The organism is Citrobacter sp. wls613, assembly GCF_005281195.1.
GTDB classification, from domain to species: Bacteria; Pseudomonadota; Gammaproteobacteria; order Enterobacterales; family Enterobacteriaceae; genus Citrobacter; species Citrobacter gillenii.
This window is the reverse complement of record NZ_SZXN01000056.1, coordinates 413,614-435,667: the sequence shown is the minus strand read 5'-3', so window position 1 is coordinate 435,667 and position 22,054 is coordinate 413,614. Positions and strand designations below refer to the sequence as shown.

General features: G+C 53.5%; 18 protein-coding genes. 6 read left to right on the top strand and 12 right to left on the bottom strand.

All coding sequences use genetic code 11. The features are described from left to right. Positions 1–23 precede the first annotated feature (23 nt). The 4 genes from mglB to folE all read right to left on the bottom strand — a co-directional run bounded on the left by mglB (position 24) and on the right by folE (position 4,325). Positions 24–1,022, bottom strand: coding sequence for a galactose/glucose ABC transporter substrate-binding protein MglB (gene mglB, locus FDX01_RS12120; RefSeq protein ID WP_096756485.1), 999 nt, complete (start codon positions 1,020–1,022; stop codon positions 24–26). 296 nt (positions 1,023–1,318) lie between these two features. Beyond that, complete coding sequence (gene galS / locus FDX01_RS12115; RefSeq protein ID WP_096756484.1) at positions 1,319–2,341, bottom strand: HTH-type transcriptional regulator GalS; 1,023 nt, start codon at positions 2,339–2,341, stop codon at positions 1,319–1,321. Positions 2,342–2,485: 144 nt separating this feature from the next. Further along, positions 2,486–3,643, bottom strand: coding sequence for a DUF418 domain-containing protein YeiB (gene yeiB, locus FDX01_RS12110; RefSeq protein ID WP_117343462.1), 1,158 nt, complete (start codon positions 3,641–3,643; stop codon positions 2,486–2,488). 13 nt (positions 3,644–3,656) lie between these two features. Further along, on the bottom strand, positions 3,657–4,325 hold the full coding sequence (gene folE / locus FDX01_RS12105) for a GTP cyclohydrolase I FolE (RefSeq protein ID WP_096756482.1): 669 nt from the start codon (positions 4,323–4,325) through the stop codon (positions 3,657–3,659). 322 nt (positions 4,326–4,647) lie between these two features. Here folE and fghA point away from each other — a divergent pair, with 322 nt between their 5' ends. Both fghA and FDX01_RS12095 read left to right on the top strand, forming a co-directional pair. Continuing rightward, entirely contained in the window at positions 4,648–5,484 is an 837-nt protein-coding gene (gene fghA, locus FDX01_RS12100) for an S-formylglutathione hydrolase (RefSeq protein WP_137399836.1), read from the top strand. A gap of 275 nt (positions 5,485–5,759) precedes the next feature. After that, entirely contained in the window at positions 5,760–7,745 is a 1,986-nt protein-coding gene (locus FDX01_RS12095; protein WP_137399835.1) for a ligand-gated channel protein, read from the top strand. Between the two features lie 67 nt (positions 7,746–7,812). Here FDX01_RS12095 and lysP read toward each other — a convergent pair whose 3' ends face one another. Continuing rightward, positions 7,813–9,288, bottom strand: coding sequence for a lysine-specific permease (gene lysP, locus FDX01_RS12090; RefSeq protein WP_096756479.1), 1,476 nt, complete (start codon positions 9,286–9,288; stop codon positions 7,813–7,815). A gap of 160 nt (positions 9,289–9,448) precedes the next feature. Further along, on the bottom strand, positions 9,449–10,318 hold the full coding sequence (gene yieE, locus FDX01_RS12085) for a DNA-binding transcriptional regulator YeiE (protein ID WP_096756478.1): 870 nt from the start codon (positions 10,316–10,318) through the stop codon (positions 9,449–9,451). A 131-nt stretch (positions 10,319–10,449) separates the two neighbouring features. Here yieE and FDX01_RS12080 point away from each other — a divergent pair, with 131 nt between their 5' ends. Together FDX01_RS12080 and nfo are read left to right on the top strand one after the other, a co-directional pair. Next, a complete protein-coding gene (locus FDX01_RS12080) occupies positions 10,450–11,499 on the top strand; it encodes a YeiH family protein (RefSeq protein ID WP_117343461.1) in 1,050 nt (349 codons plus the stop codon). Between the two features lie 149 nt (positions 11,500–11,648). After that, complete coding sequence (gene nfo, locus FDX01_RS12075; protein WP_115258023.1) at positions 11,649–12,506, top strand: deoxyribonuclease IV; 858 nt, start codon at positions 11,649–11,651, stop codon at positions 12,504–12,506. Between the two features lie 63 nt (positions 12,507–12,569). On the opposite strand, the gene fruA is transcribed toward nfo, so the two are convergent. Genes fruA through fruB form a run of 3 tightly spaced genes read right to left on the bottom strand, consistent with a single transcriptional unit; the run spans position 12,570 to position 16,340 of the window. Then, on the bottom strand, positions 12,570–14,255 hold the full coding sequence (gene fruA / locus FDX01_RS12070) for a PTS fructose transporter subunit IIBC (RefSeq protein ID WP_117343459.1): 1,686 nt from the start codon (positions 14,253–14,255) through the stop codon (positions 12,570–12,572). Positions 14,256–14,271: 16 nt separating this feature from the next. Next, positions 14,272–15,210, bottom strand: a complete 939-nt coding sequence (fruK, locus tag FDX01_RS12065; RefSeq protein WP_003834544.1) for a 1-phosphofructokinase — start codon at positions 15,208–15,210, stop codon at positions 14,272–14,274. Further along, on the bottom strand, positions 15,210–16,340 hold the full coding sequence (fruB, locus tag FDX01_RS12060) for a fused PTS fructose transporter subunit IIA/HPr protein (RefSeq protein WP_096756470.1): 1,131 nt from the start codon (positions 16,338–16,340) through the stop codon (positions 15,210–15,212). The genes fruK and fruB overlap by 1 nt, the downstream gene beginning before the upstream one ends. Positions 16,341–16,708: 368 nt before the next feature. On the opposite strand from fruB, the gene setB reads away from it, so the two are divergent. Then, complete coding sequence (gene setB / locus FDX01_RS12055; RefSeq protein ID WP_117343457.1) at positions 16,709–17,890, top strand: sugar efflux transporter SetB; 1,182 nt, start codon at positions 16,709–16,711, stop codon at positions 17,888–17,890. Here the strand turns inward: setB and FDX01_RS12050 are convergent. After that, on the bottom strand, positions 17,887–18,141 hold the full coding sequence (locus FDX01_RS12050; protein ID WP_096756468.1) for a YkgJ family cysteine cluster protein: 255 nt from the start codon (positions 18,139–18,141) through the stop codon (positions 17,887–17,889). The genes setB and FDX01_RS12050 overlap by 4 nt on opposite strands. A gap of 157 nt (positions 18,142–18,298) precedes the next feature. Between FDX01_RS12050 and yeiP the strand changes: the two genes are divergently transcribed. Then, a complete protein-coding gene (yeiP, locus tag FDX01_RS12045) occupies positions 18,299–18,871 on the top strand; it encodes an elongation factor P-like protein YeiP (RefSeq protein ID WP_096756467.1) in 573 nt (190 codons plus the stop codon). A gap of 56 nt (positions 18,872–18,927) precedes the next feature. Here the strand turns inward: yeiP and torD are convergent, their stop codons facing one another. Together torD and torA are read right to left on the bottom strand one after the other, a co-directional pair. Continuing rightward, positions 18,928–19,560, bottom strand: a complete 633-nt coding sequence (torD, locus tag FDX01_RS12040) for a molecular chaperone TorD (protein ID WP_137399834.1) — start codon at positions 19,558–19,560, stop codon at positions 18,928–18,930. Then, positions 19,550–22,048, bottom strand: coding sequence for a trimethylamine-N-oxide reductase TorA (gene torA, locus FDX01_RS12035; protein WP_137399833.1), 2,499 nt, complete (start codon positions 22,046–22,048; stop codon positions 19,550–19,552). Before torA ends, torD begins: the two co-directional genes overlap by 11 nt. Positions 22,049–22,054 lie beyond the last annotated feature (6 nt).

The window sequence follows — 22,054 nt, the reverse complement described above, 5'->3', positions numbered from 1 at the left end:
AATTGCGCCCACAGACGGAGTATTTATTTGTTAGTGAACTCTGCCAGATTATCTTTATCGACGCCGACGTAAGGAATACGAACGATTTTATTCTCGATTTTCCAGGTCGTGCCATCCGCTGCGCCTTTGCCGGCTGCCAGGTTTTTCGCCAGATCGAAAGTCGCTTTCGCCTGGTTGTTAGCATCGTTCAGCACGGTACCGGCCATTGCGCCAGATTTAACCAGTGCCAGTGCTTCTGGCAATGCATCCACACCAAATACCGGTACGCTGGTTTTGTTGTGTGCTTTCAGCGCTTCTATCGCACCCATTGCCATAGCGTCGTTGTTCGCGATAACGACTTCAATTTTGTTAGCATTTGGACCGGACATCCACGCATCAACTTTATCTTTCGCCTGAGCGGTATCCCACATAGCGGTATCTAACTGCAACTGCTCAGTTTTAATGCCCTTGTCGTTCAGCTCTTTAATCACGTAGGTGGTACGTGCTTCAGCATCCGGGTGTCCCGGCTCGCCTTTCAGCAGAACAAACTGAATTTTACCGTCTTTGTTCAGGTCCCAGTTCGGGTTTGCCGCCCAGTGCTTAGCAATCAAATCGCCCTGGATGATGCCGGATTCTTTGGAGTCAGTACCGACGTAGAAGGCTTTATCATAGCTGTCCAGCGCTTTACGAGAAGGCTCTTTGTTGAAGAACACGATAGGAACGTTCTGACCGCGTGCTTTCTCAATGACCGTGCCCGCTGCTGCCGGGTCAACCAGGTTGATCGCCAGAGCTTTCACGCCTTTTGCCAGCAACACATCAATCTGATCGTTTTGTTTAGACTGATCGTTCTGGGAGTCATTCATCAGCAGCTGTACATCTGGCGCCGTTTTGGCATCTTTTTCGATTGCTTTACGTACCACAGACATAAAGTTATCGTCATACTTATAAATCGTCACACCAATACGGGTATCAGCAGCGTGCGCAGCCGCACCGAATAACATGCTTGCCATTACAGCAGACAGGGTCAACACCTTCTTATTCATGGTATCTCCGGTTTTATTATGCAGGGTAGTACTTGAGATAAATGCTCGGCGGGACAGAACGTTACTAAACTGTTACTGAACGCCGAAGCTCACTTTTAAAAATATTTCTTCCGTGTCTGGCAACGCTCCAAAAACAGGCTTTAATTGTTGTTTAAGACGCCCACACCTCGATGAAAGTGATTATTCACCGTTACATAGTAGTTACAGCGCAACAAACAGTGTCATCATAGCTATCGCATTGTTAAGATACTGTGAATTTACTCACAGATTGAAAGCGGTTACATCAGGTGACATTATCAGTTAGTGATCGGTGCCGCATTCTGTCGCAACGCCACAGAATGACGTCGCACCAGTGTCGGCATAAAACAGTGCGTTGCCGCCGGATCCAGCGTACCCGCCGCCCCTTGTAGCGCAAGCTCTGTCGCCATTTTCGCCATTGACGCAATGGGGTAGCGCACGGTGGTCAGTTGAGGGTCAGTGTAACGGGCAATCGGGATATCATCGAAACCAATGATAGACAGGTGTAATGGAATGGCGATGCCGTTGTCTTTTAACGCCGTCAGCGCTCCGGCAGCCATGTTGTCGTTGTAGGCAAAAACCGCCGTCAGCTGCAAATTGCGCCCCAACAACTCCACCATGGCTGATTCGCCCCCCGGCATATCCGGTGAACCGGTACCTACCCAGCTTTCCGCTGGCGTAATACCGTGTTCCTGCAACGCGCTCATCCAGCCCTCTTTGCGCATCGCATCATCTTCAATTCGGTGGCTTGACGCCAGGTAGCCAATACGTTGATGACCGTTATTGAGCAGCATGCGGGTGGCCATTTTAGCTCCGCTGATATTGTCCAGGCAGACACAGCGATGGGCGTAACCCGGCACAATGCGATTGATGAGCACCATGCCCGGGATGTGTTCCATAAACTCGCCTAGCTCGCGATCGCTCAGCGCTTTTGAGTGGACAATCAAGGCATTACAACGTTGGCGGATCAGGACTTCGATGGCATGACGTTCTTTTTCAGCTTCATGATAACTGTTGCCAATCAGCACATATTTCTGGTGCTGCTGAGCCACCAGATCCACGGCTTTCACCAATGCACCAAAAAACGAATCTGATACATCCATCACCACGACCCCAATGGTGTCGCTCACCTGCGTCGCCAGCGCTTGCGCATTGGCATTGGGTCGATAGCCTAACTGTGTCACAGCCTTCATTACCGCTTCACGGGTGTCAGGACTCACCAACGCACTGTTATTCAGTACGCGGGAAACCGTCGCTACAGAAACGCCAGACTGCCGTGCCACATCACGTATGGTTACCATATTCACTGCCCTGTTTAAGATTGCGGTTGCCCACGGACACCCCAGGCTGTGTATTTTGTCAGCACGGGGTACAGGACTGCGTGAGTCATGTCACAGAAATGAAAGCGGTTACATCCATTTTGTTAATGAATGTGATCCAGATCGTTATCTGGATGTTCGCGGCAATGATGTCCCTGAAGCACGCAGGGTTAATTGACGCCATAGCCACTCCACCGGGCCCTGCCGGTAAAAATGCAGCCAAATGACGGAGAAAAGCAGGTTAACAGCCCAGACGGGAATAACGAAAAACAGCAGCGTCAGCCGGTCGAATTGCATAAACAAACCGAACTGATAAAACACCGTGGTGCAGATAAGCGTCTGCAGCAGATAATTAGTCAGCGCCATGCGTCCTACGCAGGCAATAGCGATAACAATCTTAACGCGACTCAGTTGCGGCCAGAAACCAAACATCAACGCAGCGTAGCCGATGGTCTGAAACGGCGCGCTCAGTTCACGCGGGGCTTGTAGCAGGAAAGCACACCAGCGGTACGCCCAGTCGAGATGCCACTGCAGCATAATCGCAGGCAGATTGATTGCTATACCGGTCACCACCAGCAGCATACCTGTACGTCGATAATGCGACAAACTGTACTGCCCTTTCAGCCAGCCACTGCGCATTAATGCGGCACCCAACAGCATCATCCCCGCCAGTTGCCAGCCGTACTGCGCCCCCAGCGCCAGCAGGCTGTTTGACAGCATATCCACGCGGTTACTCACCGCTTCCATGCCGCCATTAATCTTCCAGTACTTTTCATACAGCAACGCGGAGGCATCCGGTGTCCAGGCGCGACTGGTTTCCCCCCCAGAAATCGAACCCAGCAGCAGCAGTACGCCGATCCCCACCAGATACAGCAGAGCACCGGTGTTAAACAGGCTTTTTACCGATGGGGCATCACGAATCAGCCGCCAGCCGATCAGGCCGATTAAGCCATACGCCAGCAGGATATCGCCATCCCAGAATAGTAAGCCGTGAATAAACCCCAGTAAGACCAGCAGCGTGAGTCGCGACTGGATCCAGCGTTTTCCGCGTGGCAGCAGCATTTGCAGGCCCGCGCCGAAGAGCAGAGCGAACAGCGTGAGGAATTTCACCTGCGCGAAGAGATCGAGCGCCGCCCAGGTCCAGGCATCCGATAAAGTAATGCTGCCAGACCAGGCCGGGTTGAGATATGCCGCCTTTGGCAAACCAAAGGCGCTGATATTGAGAAGCAGGATCCCGAGGATGGCAACGCCACGAATAAAATCCAGCGTGACATTACGCTCCATGGTCCTGCCCTTGTCAGTTGTGGTGACGTACAGCGCGCAGGAATTCCTGACGCGTATTCTGGCTGGATTTAAATAATCCGCCCAGTGAGGTGGTCGTAGTGGCGCTGGTCGCATCGCGAATACCGCGCGCTTTCACACAGTAATGCACCGCATCAATCGACACCGCCACATTATTGGTTCCCAGCAGGGTTTGCAGTGCAGTCAGGATTTGTTGGGTCAGACGCTCCTGCACCTGCGGACGCTGGGCAAAGAATTGCACGATACGGTTAATCTTCGACAAACCAATCACGGATTCTTTCGGGATATACGCCACCGTCGCTTTGCCATCGATAGTGACAAAGTGATGTTCGCAGGTGCTGGTCAGCGTGATATCACGAACGGTGACCATTTCATCAACCTTCATTTTGTTTTCAATGACGGTGATTTTAGGAAAATTGGCGTAATCGAGACCGGAAAAAATCTCATCGACATACATTTTTGCGATGCGATGCGGCGTTTCCATCAGGCTGTCATCGCTCAAATCGAGATTGAGCAATTGCATAATCTCGGTCATATGGCCGGAGATAAGACGTTTGCGCGTTTCGTTATCCATCTCTTGCACGGGCGGGCGCAGCGGTGTTTCGAGACCACGCGCAACCAGCGCTTCATGTACCAGGGCCGCTTCTTTACTGAGTGATGACATTTATTCTTCTCCTGCAGGTGTGGCGCCTCTGCCCTGCGTGGGGCAAAGTTTTTAGGCTGTGTCACAGCCAGAACATTGTGCGTGAGGCTGCGCACATAATCCAGTATTCACCGCGATAATTATTGAAATTGGCACCGCCTTTCAGCGTGTGGCTTTCATGCACCGCTCGATCGGGTCGATACGGAGTGTTAACGCGAGGTTATATAGATGATGATGTATGTTTGCCCATTGCGGAAGTGAAAGTTACTCACGGCATCATGAATTATCTGTATTATGGTGAATTCGCAAACATATTCAGATTCAACACAACAAGGAGCCGTGCATGGAAATGCTCGAAGAGCACCGCTGTTTTGAAGGCTGGCAGCAACGCTGGCGTCATGATTCCGCCACCTTAAATTGCACCATGACCTTCAGCATTTTTCTCCCACCGCCGCGCGAAAATACGCCGCCTCCGGTACTGTACTGGCTGTCGGGCCTGACCTGTAATGATGAAAACTTTACCACCAAAGCGGGTGCGCAGCGCATTGCGGCTGAGTTGGGGATCGTACTGGTGATGCCGGATACCAGCCCACGCGGTGAACACGTTGCGAACGATGACGGGTACGATTTAGGCCAGGGCGCCGGCTTTTATCTCAACGCTACCCAGGCCCCCTGGGCCGCGCATTTCCGCATGTATGATTATTTGCGGGATGAGCTGCCGCAGCTTATTCAAGCGCATTTTAACGTCAGCGAGCGCTGCGCCATCAGCGGACATTCGATGGGCGGTCACGGCGCACTGATTATGGCGCTGAAAAATCCCGGCAGATACACCAGCGTTTCCGCCTTTGCGCCGATTGTTAACCCCTGTCGCGTGCCGTGGGGCGTGAAGGCGTTTAGCGCCTATCTGGGCGAGGATAAATCGACCTGGGCCGAATGGGACAGCTGCGCGTTAATGTTAGCCAGTAAACCGGAAGAGGCAATTCCAACGCTTATCGATCAGGGTGATAGCGATCAGTTCCTTGCCGATCAGCTCCAGCCCGCCGTACTGGCAGAGACTGCCCGCCAGACCGCGTGGCCGATGACGTTACGTATCCAGCCAGGCTTTGATCACAGCTATTACTTTATTGCGTCGTTCATTGAAGATCACCTGCGCTTCCACGCGCAGTATCTGCTGAAGTAACCCCCCGAGGGCGCAAGCCCTCTTTGTTTCTCCATCATTCCTTCACTTTTTCTCCATTTTTATTTCGCAGCTATCTCTTTGATTTTATAAACACTTCCCAGAACATTACATCAAACACAAATGATTTCTATTATCATTTGTGTTTACAAAAGTTCATACTTTTGTACAATCCCTCCGCTTCTTTACTGAAAAGAGTCCTTAAAAGACAAATACATACAATTGTCATGGCCTTTCACATGACACGCAGTTAGATTCATTTAAATGGAATGATACAAATGACTATACCTCACGTTAGGGCCGTTGCTGCCGCAGTATGCGTCGCCAGCCTCCCATCACTCGTCTATGCCGCTGACCAGGATACCGTAGTAGTCACCGCGACCGGTTTCGAGCAAAAGATTCAGGATGCCCCCGCCTCTATTTCTGTGATCACCAAGCAGCAAATTGAGGATAAAGCCTACCGCGATGTCACCGATGCGCTCAAAGATGTGCCTGGCGTCGTCGTCACGGGTGGCGGTAGCAGCAGTGATATCAGCATCCGCGGGATGGCCTCGCAGTACACGCTCTTCCTGGTCAACGGTAAGCGGATCAGCACACGCGGCACGCGACCGAACAGCGATAACTCCGGCATTGAACAAGGCTGGCTGCCGCCGCTGGAATCCATTGAACGCATCGAAGTGATCCGTGGCCCCATGTCATCGCTGTACGGCTCCGATGCAATGGGCGGGGTGATTAACGTGATCACCAAAAAGGTATCGAATACCAAAGGCTGGAGTGGTTCTCTACATGGTGACGCCACCTTCCAGGAAGACCGTGACTCCGGCGATATTTACCAGACTAACGCCTATGCGTCCGGGCCGCTGATTGACGGATTACTCGGCGCAAAAGTCACCGGGTTATTCTCTCACCGTGCCGAAGATGAAATCGTCAATGGTTATAACGAACAGCGCATGCGTAATGGGGGATTAACCCTGAACCTTACGCCGGATGATAAAAACGACATTGACTTCGATTACGCCCGTGAACTGCAGGATCGCGACAGTACGCCAGGTAAATCCACAGCAGAAGAAAGCTGTCGCAACGGAAGCTGTAAGCCAAACAGCAAAAGCGAAAACAAGTATGTGCACACGACCTATTCATTAACCCACAGCGGTTACTACGACGACTTCAACACCACCAGCTATATTCAGCAGGAAGAGACCGATAACCCGGGTCGTCAGATGAAGTCCTATAACACTATTTTTAACAATCAGAACCAGATTTTCCTCGGGGCACATACCCTGACGGCTGGCGGGCAGTACCGTTATGAAAAACTGCGCGATAACGGTAACCAGCTGGAAGCGGCAGACGGTCTGAACAAGCTGACCCGCTGGAGTTGGGCGCTGTTTGCTGAAGATGAATGGGCCGTAACCGATACCTTCACGCTGACCGGCGGCCTGCGTATGGATAAAGATGAAAACTACGGTGACAACTGGACACCACGCGGCTACGGCGTATGGCATCTCAGCGATCAATGGACCCTGAAAGGCGGCGTGTCTGCAGGCTACCGCGCGCCGGATCTGCGCCAGTCGTCAGCAAGCTGGGGACAGGTGACCGGCGGTGGTCGTCTGAAAGGTATCATTGTGGGCAACCCGGATCTGAAACCGGAAAAGAGCCTGAGCGAAGAAATCGGCCTGCTGTGGGATAACGGCAACGACCTCAACGCGGGCGTGACGCTGTTCAACACCGACTTCAAAGACAAGATCACCGAAGTTCGCCGCTGTAACAGCAGCGCCGATCCGGCCTGTACCATCGGCGGAACCCACTATGATTTTGTCAGCGATCGCGTTAACGTCGATGAAGCCAATATGCGCGGCGTAGAATCCACCTTCGGCTGGAAAATCACCTCCGATCTCAACTGGACGGCAAACTACACGTTCACCGAATCTGAACAGAAAAGCGGTCAGTTCTCCGGTCAGCCGTTAAACAAAATGCCGAAGCATATGTTTAACACCACGCTGGACTGGCAGGCCACGCAGGATCTCGGTTTCTGGAGCCGTCTGAACCTGCGCGGGAAAACCTCTGAGTACCTGAGCCGTACCTCGATGGCTCAAGGGACACCGTCCTATACTCAAGTCGATGTTGGTGTGCGTTACTACGTGAGCAAGGATGTGCTGGCCACCGCTGGCGTGTACAACGTGCTGGATAAGCAAATCGATTACGAAACCTATGACACCATACTCGATGGTCGTCGTTACACGGTTGGCCTGACCTATAACTTCTAAGTTTGGCGCAATAAAAAACCCCGGCATTTACCCTGCCGGGGTTTTTTGTTATTTCTTGCCAAAATGCTTAAGACGATTTCTTCACGCGATCCGGGAATTGCATTTCGCTGTAACGCACGAAACGCGTCCCTCTGGTCAGTTTATAGCCGAACCAGATAATCAGGAACAGCGGAATACCAATATAGGTCGCCATCACGCCGCCCCAGTCAATGGTGTCTCTCAGGAACGCTTCGTAGTTTTGCCCCAGGGTGATTATCAGGCACAGCACGAACGCAAAGATCGGTCCCAGCGGGAAGAAGCCTGAACGATACGGCAGATCGTTTATATCACGCCCCTGCATCACATAACCGCGACGGAAGCGATAGTGGCTGATGGCAATCCCCAGCCAGGCGATAAAGCCCGTCATACCGGAGGTGTTCAGCAGCCACAGGTACACGGTCTGGTTGCCAAACATAGAGGTCAGGAAACACAAACCTGCCACCACCGTGGTCGCATACAGCGCATTACGCGGGACGCCGCCACGAGACAATTTGGCGAAAATACGCGGCGCTTTGCCGTCGCATGCCAGGGTGTAGAGCATGCGCGTTGAGGCATACATACCGGAGTTACCCGCCGACAACACCGCGGTCAGGATCACAGCGTTCATTACCGCAGCCGCAGAAAGCAGGCCCGCGTGCTGGAAGACCAGCGTAAACGGACTGACGCTGATGTCTTTCACATCGTTACGCAGCAGGCTTGGATCGGTATACGGAATAATCAGACTGATAATCAGGATCGCGAACACATAGAACAGCAGGATTCGCCAGAACACCTGACGCACCGCGCGCGGAATGTTCTTCTCGGGATCTTCAGATTCACCCGCCGCAATACCGATAAGTTCAGTACCCTGGAAGGAGAAGCCGACGATCATCGCCACACCAATCATGGCTGCAAAGCCACCGGCGAAAGGTGCATCTCCCGTAGTCCAGTTGCTCCAGCCCACCGGCTGAGCGCCTTTGAAGATGCCGAAAATCATCAGCACGCCAACCGCGATGAAGATAATCACGGTGGTGACTTTGATCAGCGAGAACCAGTACTCTGCTTCACCAAAACCGCGAACAGAGATGTAGTTCAGCAGGAAGATGACGCACAGGAACAGCGCACTCCAGATCCAACCTGGCGTATCCGGGAACCACCAGCTCATCACCAACTGCGCAGCGACCAGGTCGACGGCAATGGTGACCGCCCAGTTGTACCAGTAGTTCCAGCCCAGCGCGAAGCCAAAGCCTTCTTCTACATAGTTCTGACCGTAAGTGGAGAACGAACCAGAAACCGGCATGTACGCAGCCAGTTCACCGAGACTGGTCATCAGGAAGTACACCATCAGGCCAATCAGAATATAGGAAAACAGCGCGCCGCCTGGACCCGCCGCAGAAATGGTTGCACCAGATGCAACGAAAAGACCCGTACCGATGGAACCGCCAATGGCAATCATCGTCAGGTGGCGCGCCTTCAGTTCACGACGTAGCGTGGGCGCTTCTGTGGTTTTAGTTTCGGAAACCATGGGAAAATGCTATCCATCCAAAAAATGAGGCGCGATTGTAGCAGACGAAATGGCATTCTTCCGGCACAAATACGCTGTTATAAGAGACCTTCATGACTGGCCGTGGATTATAAGTAAAGCCGAAAATAGTCGGCATGCTGCCTGAAAAAATATCTCCGCCCTACTGCTGGTCGCTGTAGCGTAAAAAGCGCAGCAGCGCATTGGAGAGATGTTTTTGACGGTGATGGACACGCCAAAGAGTACGGACTAAACGCGGTAACGGTACAGGCACTTCACTCAGCGTTCCCGCCTGTAGCTGCTCCTCAATCACCCGACGTGACAGGCAGCTAATCCCTAACCCATGACGCACAGCATGCTTAATGGCCTCGGAGTTACCCAACTCCATGGCCATCTGAAATCGCGGCAAATGAGATAACAGTAGGTAATCCACCAATTCACGCGTACCGGACCCGCGCTCGCGCAGGATCCACGGTGAAGCCGCCAGTTGTTCAAGCGTAACGGGACCGTTTACCAGCGGTGACGTCGGTGCAGCAAACACCACCAGCTCATCCTCCAGCCAGGGTTCTGAGATGATTTCCGTACTGTGGCATGGCCCTTCTATCAGTCCAATGTCGACCCGGAAATCCAGTACGGCATTAATTACGTCCAGGCTGTTCCCCACGCTCAGTTCCAACGGCAGATCGGGAAAATCATGACGATAGTGGGCAATCATGGCAGGTAAAATGTAATTGCCGATGGTGCTGCTGGCATAGACGCGAATCGCCCCATTATCTTCCCGGAAAAGCTGTTCTATCTCGGCCGTTTGCTCAAGCAGCGCCAACGCGCGGGGATAGAGTAAACGCCCGTGCTCATTGACCACCAGACGTTTACCTACGCGATCGAACAGCTGTACGCCAAGCTGGCCTTCTAAATCAGTCAGCGCTGCGCTCACTGCGGATTGCGACAATGACAGCATGACAGAGGCCTGGGTTGTCGAGCCACTTTTCAGTACCTCGGCAAACACTTCAAGTTGTCGCAGGGTGATATGCATGGTCGTTTTCCTCTAGATGGCCCGTGTTTACCACTTATTCAGATTAATTATAAATATATAATCAATTTTATTTTTAAACCACTTCACCTTACTATTTTCTCCAAGAAATCATTCCATTGACAGGAGGGGTTATGACCGAACTCGCCCTAAAGAATCATCGACGTACAGTGTGGCATTTTATTCCGGGGCTTGCCCTGAGCGCAGTCATCACCGGAGCCGCGTTATGGGGTGGTTCTATCCCCGCGGTTGCGGGGGCCGGGTTCAGCGCCCTCACCTTAGCCATTTTACTGGGGATGGTCCTCGGCAACACCGTCTATCCGCACATCTGGAAAAGCTGTGACGGCGGCGTACTGTTTGCGAAACAACATTTATTGCGACTGGGGATCATCCTTTACGGCTTTCGTCTCACCTTCTCGCAGATTGCTGACGTTGGCGTCAGCGGGATTGTGATCGATGCGTTGACGCTGACCAGCACCTTTATGCTTGCCTGCTTCCTCGGCCAGAAGGTGTTTGGTCTGGACAAACACACCAGTTGGCTGATTGGCGCCGGGAGCAGCATTTGTGGTGCCGCGGCGGTACTGGCAACAGAGCCGGTCGTGAAAGCAGAAGCCAGTAAAGTGACGGTCGCTGTCGCCACCGTGGTCATCTTCGGTACCATTGCTATCTTCCTGTACCCGGCGATGTATCCGTTGCTTTCGCACTGGTTTAGCCCTGAAACCTACGGGATTTACATTGGGTCAACCATGCATGAAGTCGCACAGGTTGTTGCTGCCGGACATGCGATTAACCCGGATGCAGAAAACGCAGCCGTTATTGCCAAAATGCTGCGCGTCATGATGCTGGCTCCGTTCCTCATCCTGCTGGCAGCTCGTGTGAAACAACTGTCTCCGGCTAACGGCGGCGAAAAGAGCAAAATCACCATTCCGTGGTTTGCCATCCTGTTCATTGTGGTGGCGATATTTAACTCGTTCCACCTGCTGCCGCAGTCTGTGGTGAACATGCTGGTCACCCTCGATACCGTGCTGCTGGCAATGGCGATGGCCGCACTTGGGCTGACCACTCACGTCAGCGCGCTGAAAAAGGCCGGTGCCAAACCGTTACTGATGGCGCTGGTGCTGTTTGTCTGGCTGATTGTCGGTGGTGGTGCAATCAACGTTTTGATTCACAGCGTAATGGCATAATCAAACACGACTAACCCCCGTTGACCCGCTATACTCTCCCCTTTTGTATTTGAGTATGGCGGGTTTTTCCCGTCATATTTCGAGTTGCAGGCGCTGCTCAAAACGTAATGCGTTTTGTCCTGCAACTCGAACTATTTGGGGAATCAATTATGAAATATATTGGAGCGCACGTAAGCGCCGCTGGCGGTCTGGCCAATGCCGCTATTCGCGCCGCAGAAATCGATGCCACCGCATTCGCCCTGTTCACCAAAAATCAGCGCCAATGGCGCGCCGCGCCGTTGACTACTGACGTCATTGATGACTTCAAGTCGGCCTGCGAGAAGTATCACTTTAGCAGCGCACAAATTCTTCCTCACGACAGCTACCTGATTAACCTCGGCCACCCGGTCAGCGAGGCGCTGGAAAAATCACGCGATGCCTTTATTGATGAAATGCAGCGTTGCGAGCTGCTGGGGTTATCCCTGCTTAACTTTCATCCGGGCAGCCATTTAATGCAGATTCCGGAAGACGAATGCCTGGCACGCATTGCCGAGTCCATCAACATTGCCCTCGCGCAGACCCAGGGCGTAACCGCAGTTATTGAAAACACCGCCGGTCAGGGCAGCAATCTTGGTTTTAAGTTTGAGCATCTGGCCGCCATTATCGATGGCGTAGAAGATAAATCCCGCGTGGGCGTCTGCATTGATACCTGCCACGCCTTCGCCGCCGGATACGATCTGCGAAGCGCCGCCGAGTGTGAAAAGACCTTTGCCGAATTTGAACGTATTGTCGGCTTCAACTATTTACGTGGGATGCACCTGAACGATGCCAAAAGCACGTTTGGCAGCCGCGTTGACCGCCATCACAGCTTAGGTGAAGGCAATATCGGTCACGACGCCTTCCGCTGGATTATGCAGGATGACCGTTTTGACGGCATTCCGCTGGTGCTGGAAACCATCAATCCGGATATCTGGGCGGAAGAAATAGCCTGGCTGAAAGCGCAGCAAACCGATTCTGCCGCCGCCTGATCGGGCGGATTGAGTGAATAAAAAAGGGCCGAATCATCGGCCCTTTTGTGTCAGCAGCAGAAATTATGCTTTCGCCACCGCGTCCTCTTCTGGACGTTTCAGGAAGGCATAAGACAGACCCGCGACCAGCGTACCGGCAATAATCGCCAGCAGATATCCCACTACCGGCGTAATCGCGCCAGGGATCAGCAGTACGAACAAACCGCCATGTGGTGCCATCAGCTTCGCACCCACCGCCATCGACAGTGCGCCGGTCAGCGCACCACCGACGATACAGCATGGCAGCACACGCATCGGGTCACGGGCGGCGAACGGGATCGCCCCTTCGGTGATGAAGCACAGGCCCAGCACCAGAGCCGCTTTGCCCCCTTCACGCTGTGCGTTGTCGAATTTACGACGCGCCACCAGCGTAGCCAGACCCAGCGCCAGAGGGGGAACCATCCCCGCCGCCATAATAGCCGCCATCGGTGCATACGTCTGCGTACTGAGCAGGCCGACACCGAAAGCATACGCCGCTTTGTTGACCGGACCGCCCATGTCGGTACACATCATGCCGCCAAGAATCGCCCCAAGCAGCACTGCGTTCGCCGTTCCCATGGTTTGCAGCCAGTGGGTCAGGCTTTCCAGAATACCGGCAACCGGTTTACCAATCAGGTAAATCATTGCAAGCCCAACTACCAGGCTCGATAGCAGCGGAATGATCAGGATTGGTTTCAGCGCTTCCATACTTTGCGGCAGCTTCAGCTTGGTGCTGATGAGTTTCGCCACGTAACCGGCAAGGAAACCGGCGATAATCCCACCAATAAAGCCAGAACCGGTACTAACCGCCAGCATACCGCCGATAAGACCCGGCGTCAGACCGGGACGGTCAGCGATGGAAAATGCAATATAACCCGCCAGAACCGGCACCATGAGCGCAAAGGCTGAACCGCCGCCAATTTGCATCAACGCCGCAGCCAGTGTGCCCGGCTCTTCAAATGCTTTAATACCAAAGGCAAAAGACAGTGCAATACACAGACCACCGGCAACCACCATCGGCAGCATGTAAGACACGCCGGTCAGCAGGTGACGGTATGCACCTGCGCTCTCTTTCTTACCTTCTGTTGCTCCGGACTGCCCATTCCCTACAGGCTGGTACGGCGTCGCTTCGTCTACGGCTTTATCCAGCTCCTGCTTGGTTTTCTTCAGCGCCAGTCCGGTAGAGGTGCGGTACATCGGTTTTCCGGCAAATTTCGCCAGATCAACTTCAATATCCGCCGCCACAATCACCAGATCGGCCTGCGCCACCTCTTCCGGGGTAATCGCATTGCCTGCGCCTACTGAACCACGGGTTTCAACCTTCACCCACCAGCCGCGTTTTTTGGCTTCAGTTTCAATGGCTTCCGCCGCCATAAACGTATGCGCCACGCCGGTCGGACAGGCCGTTACCGCCACCACGCGTTTGGGGCCACTGCTAGCTACAGGCGCTGCCGCAACCGGTGCGCTGTAGGGTTTCGCATGACCTTTCGCTTCGCTCAGGAACAGTTCAGGATGCGCCACCGCACGGGAGATATCTCCCAGCCAAACTTTTTTGCCGTTCAGCGCACTGTCGTTAGGGAGGGTGTCACCCAGGACAATCGCCATCTCTGCATCATTCGGATTATCGATAATATCCAGATGCGCTTTTTGTGCCGCCGCTCCAAGCAGGGTTTTCGCCATGTAAGCGCGAGCCTGGCCGAGATTAGCGTCAATAATCAGCAGCGTTTTCATTATGCCTCTCCTGCTGTCAGTTAAACGGTTTTAAGTCGACGCGCGCCATCATCGCGGCCAACTGAGGACGATCGGTAATGCCGACATTGCTTTGGCTTACCGCCAGGGCGGCAACGGCAGTCGCCAGACGCAGAGTGTGTTCGCTGGACTCACGCATCAGCAGGCCATAAATCAGACCGCCAACCATCGAATCCCCTGCGCCTACGGTGCTGACCACCTCAACTGACGGCGGTTTAGCAATCCATTCGCCAGAGGCGTTAACCCACAATGCACCTTCCGCACCGAGGGAAATCACCACATGCGCAATACCCTGCTCACGCAGCGCATGCGCAGCTTCAATCACATCTTTCATTTCTGGCAGCTTACGGCCCGCCCAGATTTCCAGCTCACGACGGTTGGGTTTCACCAGCCATGGCGCCGCTTTCAAACCTGCAACCAGCGCTTCACGACTACTATCAAAGATAATGCATGGACACTGACTGCGCAGGCGCGTCATCCAGTCGGTGAAGGCTTCCGGACTCACGCCGGTTGGCAGACTGCCGCTGACGCAGACCATGTCGAATTGACCCAACCAGCTCAAGGAGTCATTCACAAAGCGTTCCCAGTCCGCCGGGGTGACTTCAAAACCGGAGAAGTTGAAGTCAGAAACTTCACCGTCTTTTTCAGTCAGCTTGACGTTAATACGGGTACGCCCCTGCACCACCTGAAAACGGTTGGCAATCCCCAGTTCGCTGAACAACTGCTGAAAGCCATCCTGGTTATCTTTACCCAGAAAACCACCCACCGTGACGTCGATCCCCAGGTCTTTCAGTACCTTGGCAACGTTGATGCCTTTACCCGCGGCATGCAGGCCGGTCGTTTTTACCAGGTTCACTTCACCGCGTTCAATTTCCGGACAAAAGCCGACCAGGTCATAGGCTGGATTCAGGGTAATAGTTGCGACACGTCTGCTCATTATGCGCCCTCCCCAAGACCGGCTGCGATGGCCTCGCCAATCGCTTTCAGCGCCTGTTCAGCATCTTCGCCCTGGGCGGTAAAGCGCAGGTGATGTCCTTTCTTCACGCCCAGCGCCACAACTTTCATCAGACTGCGTCCATTTGCCGGTTTTCCGGTTCCATCAAGATTTGTCACGGTAATTTCACTGTTAAATTGTTTAATGGTATTCACCAGCATGGTGCCCGGACGGGCGTGTAAACCATGCTCATTGCGCACAACAAACTCTGCGCTCAGCACATCATCAGTTAACGCATCATCACTGGTCAGCAGGGCCAGTACGGTCGCTGCATCCGCTTTCAGCAAGCGGTCAGCTTTATTTTCCAGCAGCAAATCGCTAAGGCGCTTGAGCACTGCCACGGGCTGATCGTCATTCATCGCGACGGTCACCAATAGCGCGGCCGTCTCGCCTTCTACGTCGAAGGCATTTGCCGCTCGGCTGAGCGCAACTGCGCTTCGCAGATTGCCTTGAGCACAATCATTCAGCCAAATCCCCTGGCCGAGGTTCAGCGGTTGCTCATTGATAGCCGTGGCAACAAAGTTAGCATCAACCGCACCCGCTTCTTTCAGACGCGCGGCGTTCAGGGCTTGCAGCGTGACCAGCGAACCGGCGACCACGTCCAGCGACAGCATGTCGTTGTCGAGCTTGAGCTGTTCGCTCTGCTTTTCACCCATCAGCAACGCGCGCAGTTCTTCTGCGGTGGTGGCGGATTTCAGCTGTTCAGCCACCGAATCATCGCTGAGTACGTGTGTCAGCTGACGCAGCAAACCCAGATGTTCGTCGGAGCTGGCCGCAATACCAATAGCCACATATGCAACCTGGTCTTCACCCCAGGTAATACCTTGCGGAAACTGGAATACCTGCACCCCGGTTTTCAACACCTGATCACGGGTGTCCGTGGTACCGTGAGGAATAGCAATACCGTTGCCGAGGAAAGTAGATGTTTGCTGCTCGCGCGCCAGCATGCCGTTGACGTAGCCTTCCGCCACGTTGCCAGCCTGCACTAACGCGGCAGCAACCTGGCGAATGGCCTCTTCTTTATTTCCGGCCTGTTCGCCCGGGTGAATATCCTGAACAGATAACTGGAACATGGTTCTCCTCTCCTGCTGAATTGAAACGATTCAGCTAACATGAGAAAAAAGGCGCCACCCAACTCCAACACTTAAGAAAAGATGACGCTGAAACGTTTCAAGAAGTGTTGCGCTTTCTGCTTCAGCACGCAAGTAAAGTTAGCAATTTGCTTGCTGAATTTAGATATAACGCACATTTTTTCTTCTGTGCATCAATAATTGCTGACATAGAAAGGAAGCTAAGTTATCGATTTCAGCATCGTCAGCAGACTGTTTTTAGAGACTGAAATGCTATTTTGATTTTTCATGCCGATTTTGATTTCGCGCCCTGTTTATTTTCTGGCAGGCAGCGTAAACTCCGCGTCTCTTCACATCACAGATATTGAAACATGCATAACACCCCGGTAGCCGCCTCCCCCAAGTCGTTTGATTTAACGTCTTCGGCGTTCCTGCTTGTCGCTTTTCTTACGGGTATCGCCGGCGCATTGCAGACCCCTACGCTCAGCCTTTTTCTGACCGATGAAGTTCATGCCCGTCCGGGTATGGTCGGTTTCTTTTTTACCGGTAGCGCTGTCATCGGCATCCTGGTAAGCCAGTTTTTAGCTGGGCGTTCTGATAAGAAGGGCGATCGCAAAAATCTGATCGTTTTTTGCTGCGTACTGGGGATGCTGGCCTGTGTGCTGTTTGCCTGGAACCGTAACTATTTTATTTTGCTGTTTGTCGGGGTCTTCCTCAGCAGCTTTGGATCGACCGCTAACCCGCAAATGTTTGCCCTCGCCCGTGAGCATGCTGACCGCACGGGCCGGGAAGCCGTCATGTTCAGCTCTATTTTGCGTGCTCAGGTTTCGCTGGCATGGGTGATTGGCCCGCCGTTAGCTTACGCGCTGGCTATGGGTTTCAGCTTTACGGTGATGTATCTGAGTGCCGCCGTTGCGTTTATCGTCTGCGGCGTCATGGTGTGGTTGTTCTTACCGTCGATGAACAAAAATGCGTCCCTCGCCACGGGCGCGGTGGAAGCCCCGCGTCGTAACCGGCGCGATACGCTGCTGCTGTTCGCTATCTGCACATTAATGTGGGGCACCAACAGCCTGTACATCATTAATATGCCACTGTTTATCATCAACGAACTGCATCTGCCGGAAAAACTCGCAGGCATTATGATGGGCACCGCCGCCGGGCTGGAAATACCGACGATGCTCATTGCCGGATACTTTGCTAAACGTCTGGGCAAGCGTTTGTTGATGCGGATCGCCGTGGTCGCCGGTTTCTTCTTTTATGCCGGAATGCTGTTGGCGCATTCGCCGGTCATTCTGCTCAGCTTGCAGCTGCTGAACGCGATTTACATCGGTATCCTCGGCGGTATTGGCATGCTCTATTTCCAGGACTTAATGCCAGGACAGGCGGGTTCTGCAACCACTCTTTACACCAACACCATCCGCGTGGGCTGGATTATTGCCGGATCGCTGGCCGGTATTGCCGCTGAAATCTGGAACTACCATGCGGTGTTCTGGTTTGCGCTGGTGATGATTATCGCCACGGTCTTTTGCCTGGCGCGGATCAAAGACGTTTAAGGTGCGGTGAGCGCTTCAAGCTCAATAAGGTACACCATAGCCTGGCGCGTTGTCTGGCCACACATTTCAGCGCTGGGCTGTAAGCCTGCACACACTTTTGGCCGCAGTGCGGAACCAAAAATTTTACAGCGCAGGAATTCATCAAGCTGAACGCATGGCGTATTGGCGGGCTTGCCCTCAGGCATGCCGGGGATGGGGCTGGAAATAGAAGGCGCAGTGCAACATGCGCCACAATCCGGACGGCATTCCATACAATATTCTCTTTAAGGTAAACCCGCGGATTGTGTAGGTAGCGAACAGTACCACCTTTTTTGCACCCGCAAAAGTGCGAATTCCGCTTGCCTGAATGACCCGGCGCGAGTAGTTTGACGCGATATTTTAGACACTCCTCACTACAGGATTTTTTCGATGCCAAGAGCGAACGAAATTAAAAAAGGTATGGTACTTAACTACAACGGCAAGCTGCTGATTGTAAAAGACATTGATATTCAATCACCGAGCGCACGTGGTGCAGCCACGCTGTACAAAATGCGTTTTTCTGATGTCCGTACCGGCCTAAAAGTCGAAGAGCGCTTCAAAGGCGACGATATTGTGGATACCGTCACCCTGAGCCGTCGTGGCGTTGATTTCTCTTACGTCGATGGCAACGAATATGTCTTTATGGATAAAGAAGACTATACCCCGTATACCTTCACCAAAGACCAGATCGAAGAAGAGTTGCTGTTTATCCCGGAAGGCGGAATGCCGGACATGCAGGTGCTGACCTGGGATGGCCAACTGCTGGCGCTTGAACTGCCGCAGACCGTAGACCTTGAGATCGTTGAAACCTCACCTGGCATTAAAGGTGCGTCAGCCAGTGCACGTAACAAGCCAGCCACCCTGACCACCGGCCTGGTGATCCTGGTTCCTGAGTATCTGAGTGCCGGTGAGAAAATCCGCATTCATATCGAAGAACGCCGTTATATGGGGCGTGCAGACTAACGTTTCTGCTAAGACACAGACTAAAAGGGACAGCGCACGCTGTCCCTTTGCTGTTTTCAGCGCTGACTGCTGAGATAAAAATCATCCATCAATAATGATTCCAGATACTGCTCATCCTCGCGCATAAAACGCACGATGACATTAACCGCCTGAGGGTAAAAGCCCTCGCCGTCGCGATGCAGACAGCTATCCCGGAACAATGATGCCCAGCACATAATATGATGATGCAAAAAGTAATATTGCTCAGCGACGCTCTGCTCTTTGTCTACCATTTTCGCCATTAACGCCAGCTGTACCGCAATATGATCGGCAGGTTCATTCTCCCGCGCAGCCAGCCCCTGTTCGACTAACAGCACATTCATTTGCCGTCGTTCTTCAGGTGCCGTCGTGTGCGGATAATGCCCTGCATAAGGAGACACGCTCTGTGGAGGGGCCAGCAAAAACAGTGAAGCAAAATCGGCCGCCAGCTCCAGTTGTCGGCATTCGCGCCGCAGCACCTGAGCCAGACTACGCGCTAACTTTTTGACGTCAGCAGCCAGTCCGGGGATCCCCGTCAGTGAGGTCATCCACTCCCGGCTCTCCTCGCTCTCAAGACGGGCTAATTGCTTCTCGTCCAGTTCACGAAACAGCAGTTGCGAAAACCACTGATATACTGCTGCACGCTGCTGATGAATGTGATTATGCGGCACTGGCCCCCTCCTCTTTCACTGTCTCAGGTCCACCGAAAGCGGTTACCTGCGGGGCCTTCTGCTGGAAGCGTTCAACCTCTACCAGCACGGAATGCGCGGAAGGGCCTTGCGCCAGCTGCGATGTTCCAATATCCGCACTCAGGACATTCGGATCGCCATAGGTGCATAGTGTCCCGGTTTTCCCGCCTTCCTGCGGGGAATACCACGCGCCCTCATGAATGCGGATCACGCCAGCGGGAAAATCGGCGCTAATCACTACGCCCGCCAGCACCTGGCCACGAGCATTGAACACGCGGGCGATATCTCCGGCTTTTAAACCGCGGGCGGCGGCATCCTGCTCGCTGATGTAAAGCGGCTCTCTGCCAGCCACCGCGTAGGTGTTACGAAACGCCTCGCTTGAGCATAACTGCGAGTGCAGACGCTTGTCCGGGTGACAGGATTGCAGATGCAGCGGATATTTATTCGTCTTGCCCTGATGGCTACGTTCAAACGGCTCCATCCACACCGGGTGTCCTGGACAATCTTCATATTGAAAACCCGCGATGGTTTTACTGTAGATTTCAATAAGCCCCGACGGGGTGCCTAACGGATTAAGATCGGGCTGGTCGCGGAACTCACCGTGGCGCACCCACGGCTGCCCCGCCGGATATTCAATATATCCGTCCCCTTTCCAGAAGGTATCAAAGTCCGGTAAGGTGACGCCGAGCGATGCGCCCATCTTCACGCCTTCGTCATAAAGCGCTTGTATCCACTGCATTTCATCGCGGTTTTCACGATATGCCACTTCTTTATCAAAGCGCTTACACAGCCCGGCAAATACGTCAAAGTCGTGACGTGCCTCATATTGCGGTTTGACCACCTGACGCAGCGCCATCAGTCCTTTATTCGAATGCGTGCCAAACTGCTCAATGTCATTCCGCTCAAAGCGCGTAGTGACGGGCAGGACAATATCGGCAAAACGACAGGATGCGGTCCATTGATGATCTAACACCACGACGGTTTCCAGCTTCTTCCATGCCTCAATCATGCGGTTGCGATCCTGCTGCGCATGGAACGGATTGGCCGCGCTGTAGACGGCCATTTTGATATCAGGCCAGGTTAACGTTTCACCGTTGAAGGCAATTTTCTTACCCGGCGCAAGCAGGCAGTCGACGATACGCGAGGTGGGAATATGCGCCGATGCGCCACGAAAATCCGCTTTATATTTCGCCTCTGGGGGATTGTTAATACTTCCCAGCCCCGACAGCACAGGCCCGGCCGACGTTACCGTTCCACCGCCGTTGTAGTGCCAGCCAAATCCTACACCGCCGCCCGGTAAACCAATTTGTCCGACCATGCTCGCCAGCACCACCAGCATCCAGGGATACTGCTCTCCGTGGTGCATACGCTGGACGCACCAGCCGCCCATAAACTGCGTGCGGCCTTTCACCAGCAGGCGGGCGAAGTCACGGATTTGTTCTGCGCTCAGGCCACAGATTTGGGCTGCCCATTCGGCGTTTTTCACCTGCTTGTCAGTCTCGCCCGTCAGGTACGGTAAAAACTGTTCAAAGCCGACGGTGTAATCGTTAATAAATGCCGTGTCGTACAGTTTTTCTTCATACAAGGTGTGCGCGAGCGCCAGCAGCAAAGCAACATCGGTTTGCGGTCGCAGCGCCAGTTGTTCAGCACCCAGATAGTTTTGCGATTTACTGCGCACCGGATCAACGCTGATGACGCGCATTTTGCCCTGTGCGACCGCCTCTTTAATCTGCTGCCAGTAGCCAAACGCTTCGTGGTCGGGTACCAGGAATTCTATCTGCAAATTCTTAATCGGATCGCAGCCCCACAACACGATGGTATGGGTATTCTCAATCACCAGCGGCAGCGAGGTTTGCTGCTCGTAGACTTCCAGCGAACCAATCACATGCGGCAAGATGACCTGTGCAGCCGCCGCCGAGTAGTCGCCAACGGTGGTGACATAGCTCCCGTGCAGGCCAAGCCCCCTATCCATTGCGCCACCCGCTTTATGGTATTTACCCACCATTTGCCAGTCGGCCAACCCGGTAAAGACACCGGAAGATCCGTAGTTTTTTTGCACCCGCTCCAGCTCTTCGTAAAACAGATCCAGCGCCCGATCCCAACTGACCCGCACAAAACGGTTATCACCGCGCTGGCTGCGGTCTGATTTTTCACGCTTACGTAACCAGTCCAGACGAACCATCGGGTAGCGGACTCGCGAAGGGTTGTAGACCACTTCACGTACTGCATTCAGCATATCGCACGGATATTTGTCGTGTTTAAAGGGCCGGGTTTCGGTCCACTCGCCGTTGACCACTTTGGCTTCAAAAGCGCCGTAATGCGAGCCGGACTGGATCCACTGCTCAGGGTTTTCTCCTGCCGCCCATACCTTTGATATCAGCGGGTTCGGCGCCAGCGCACTGGCGGCACCTACCGCCAGCATGCCGCTCAGAAAACGGCGACGGGACGGATTAAAATCGTGAATATCCATACATTA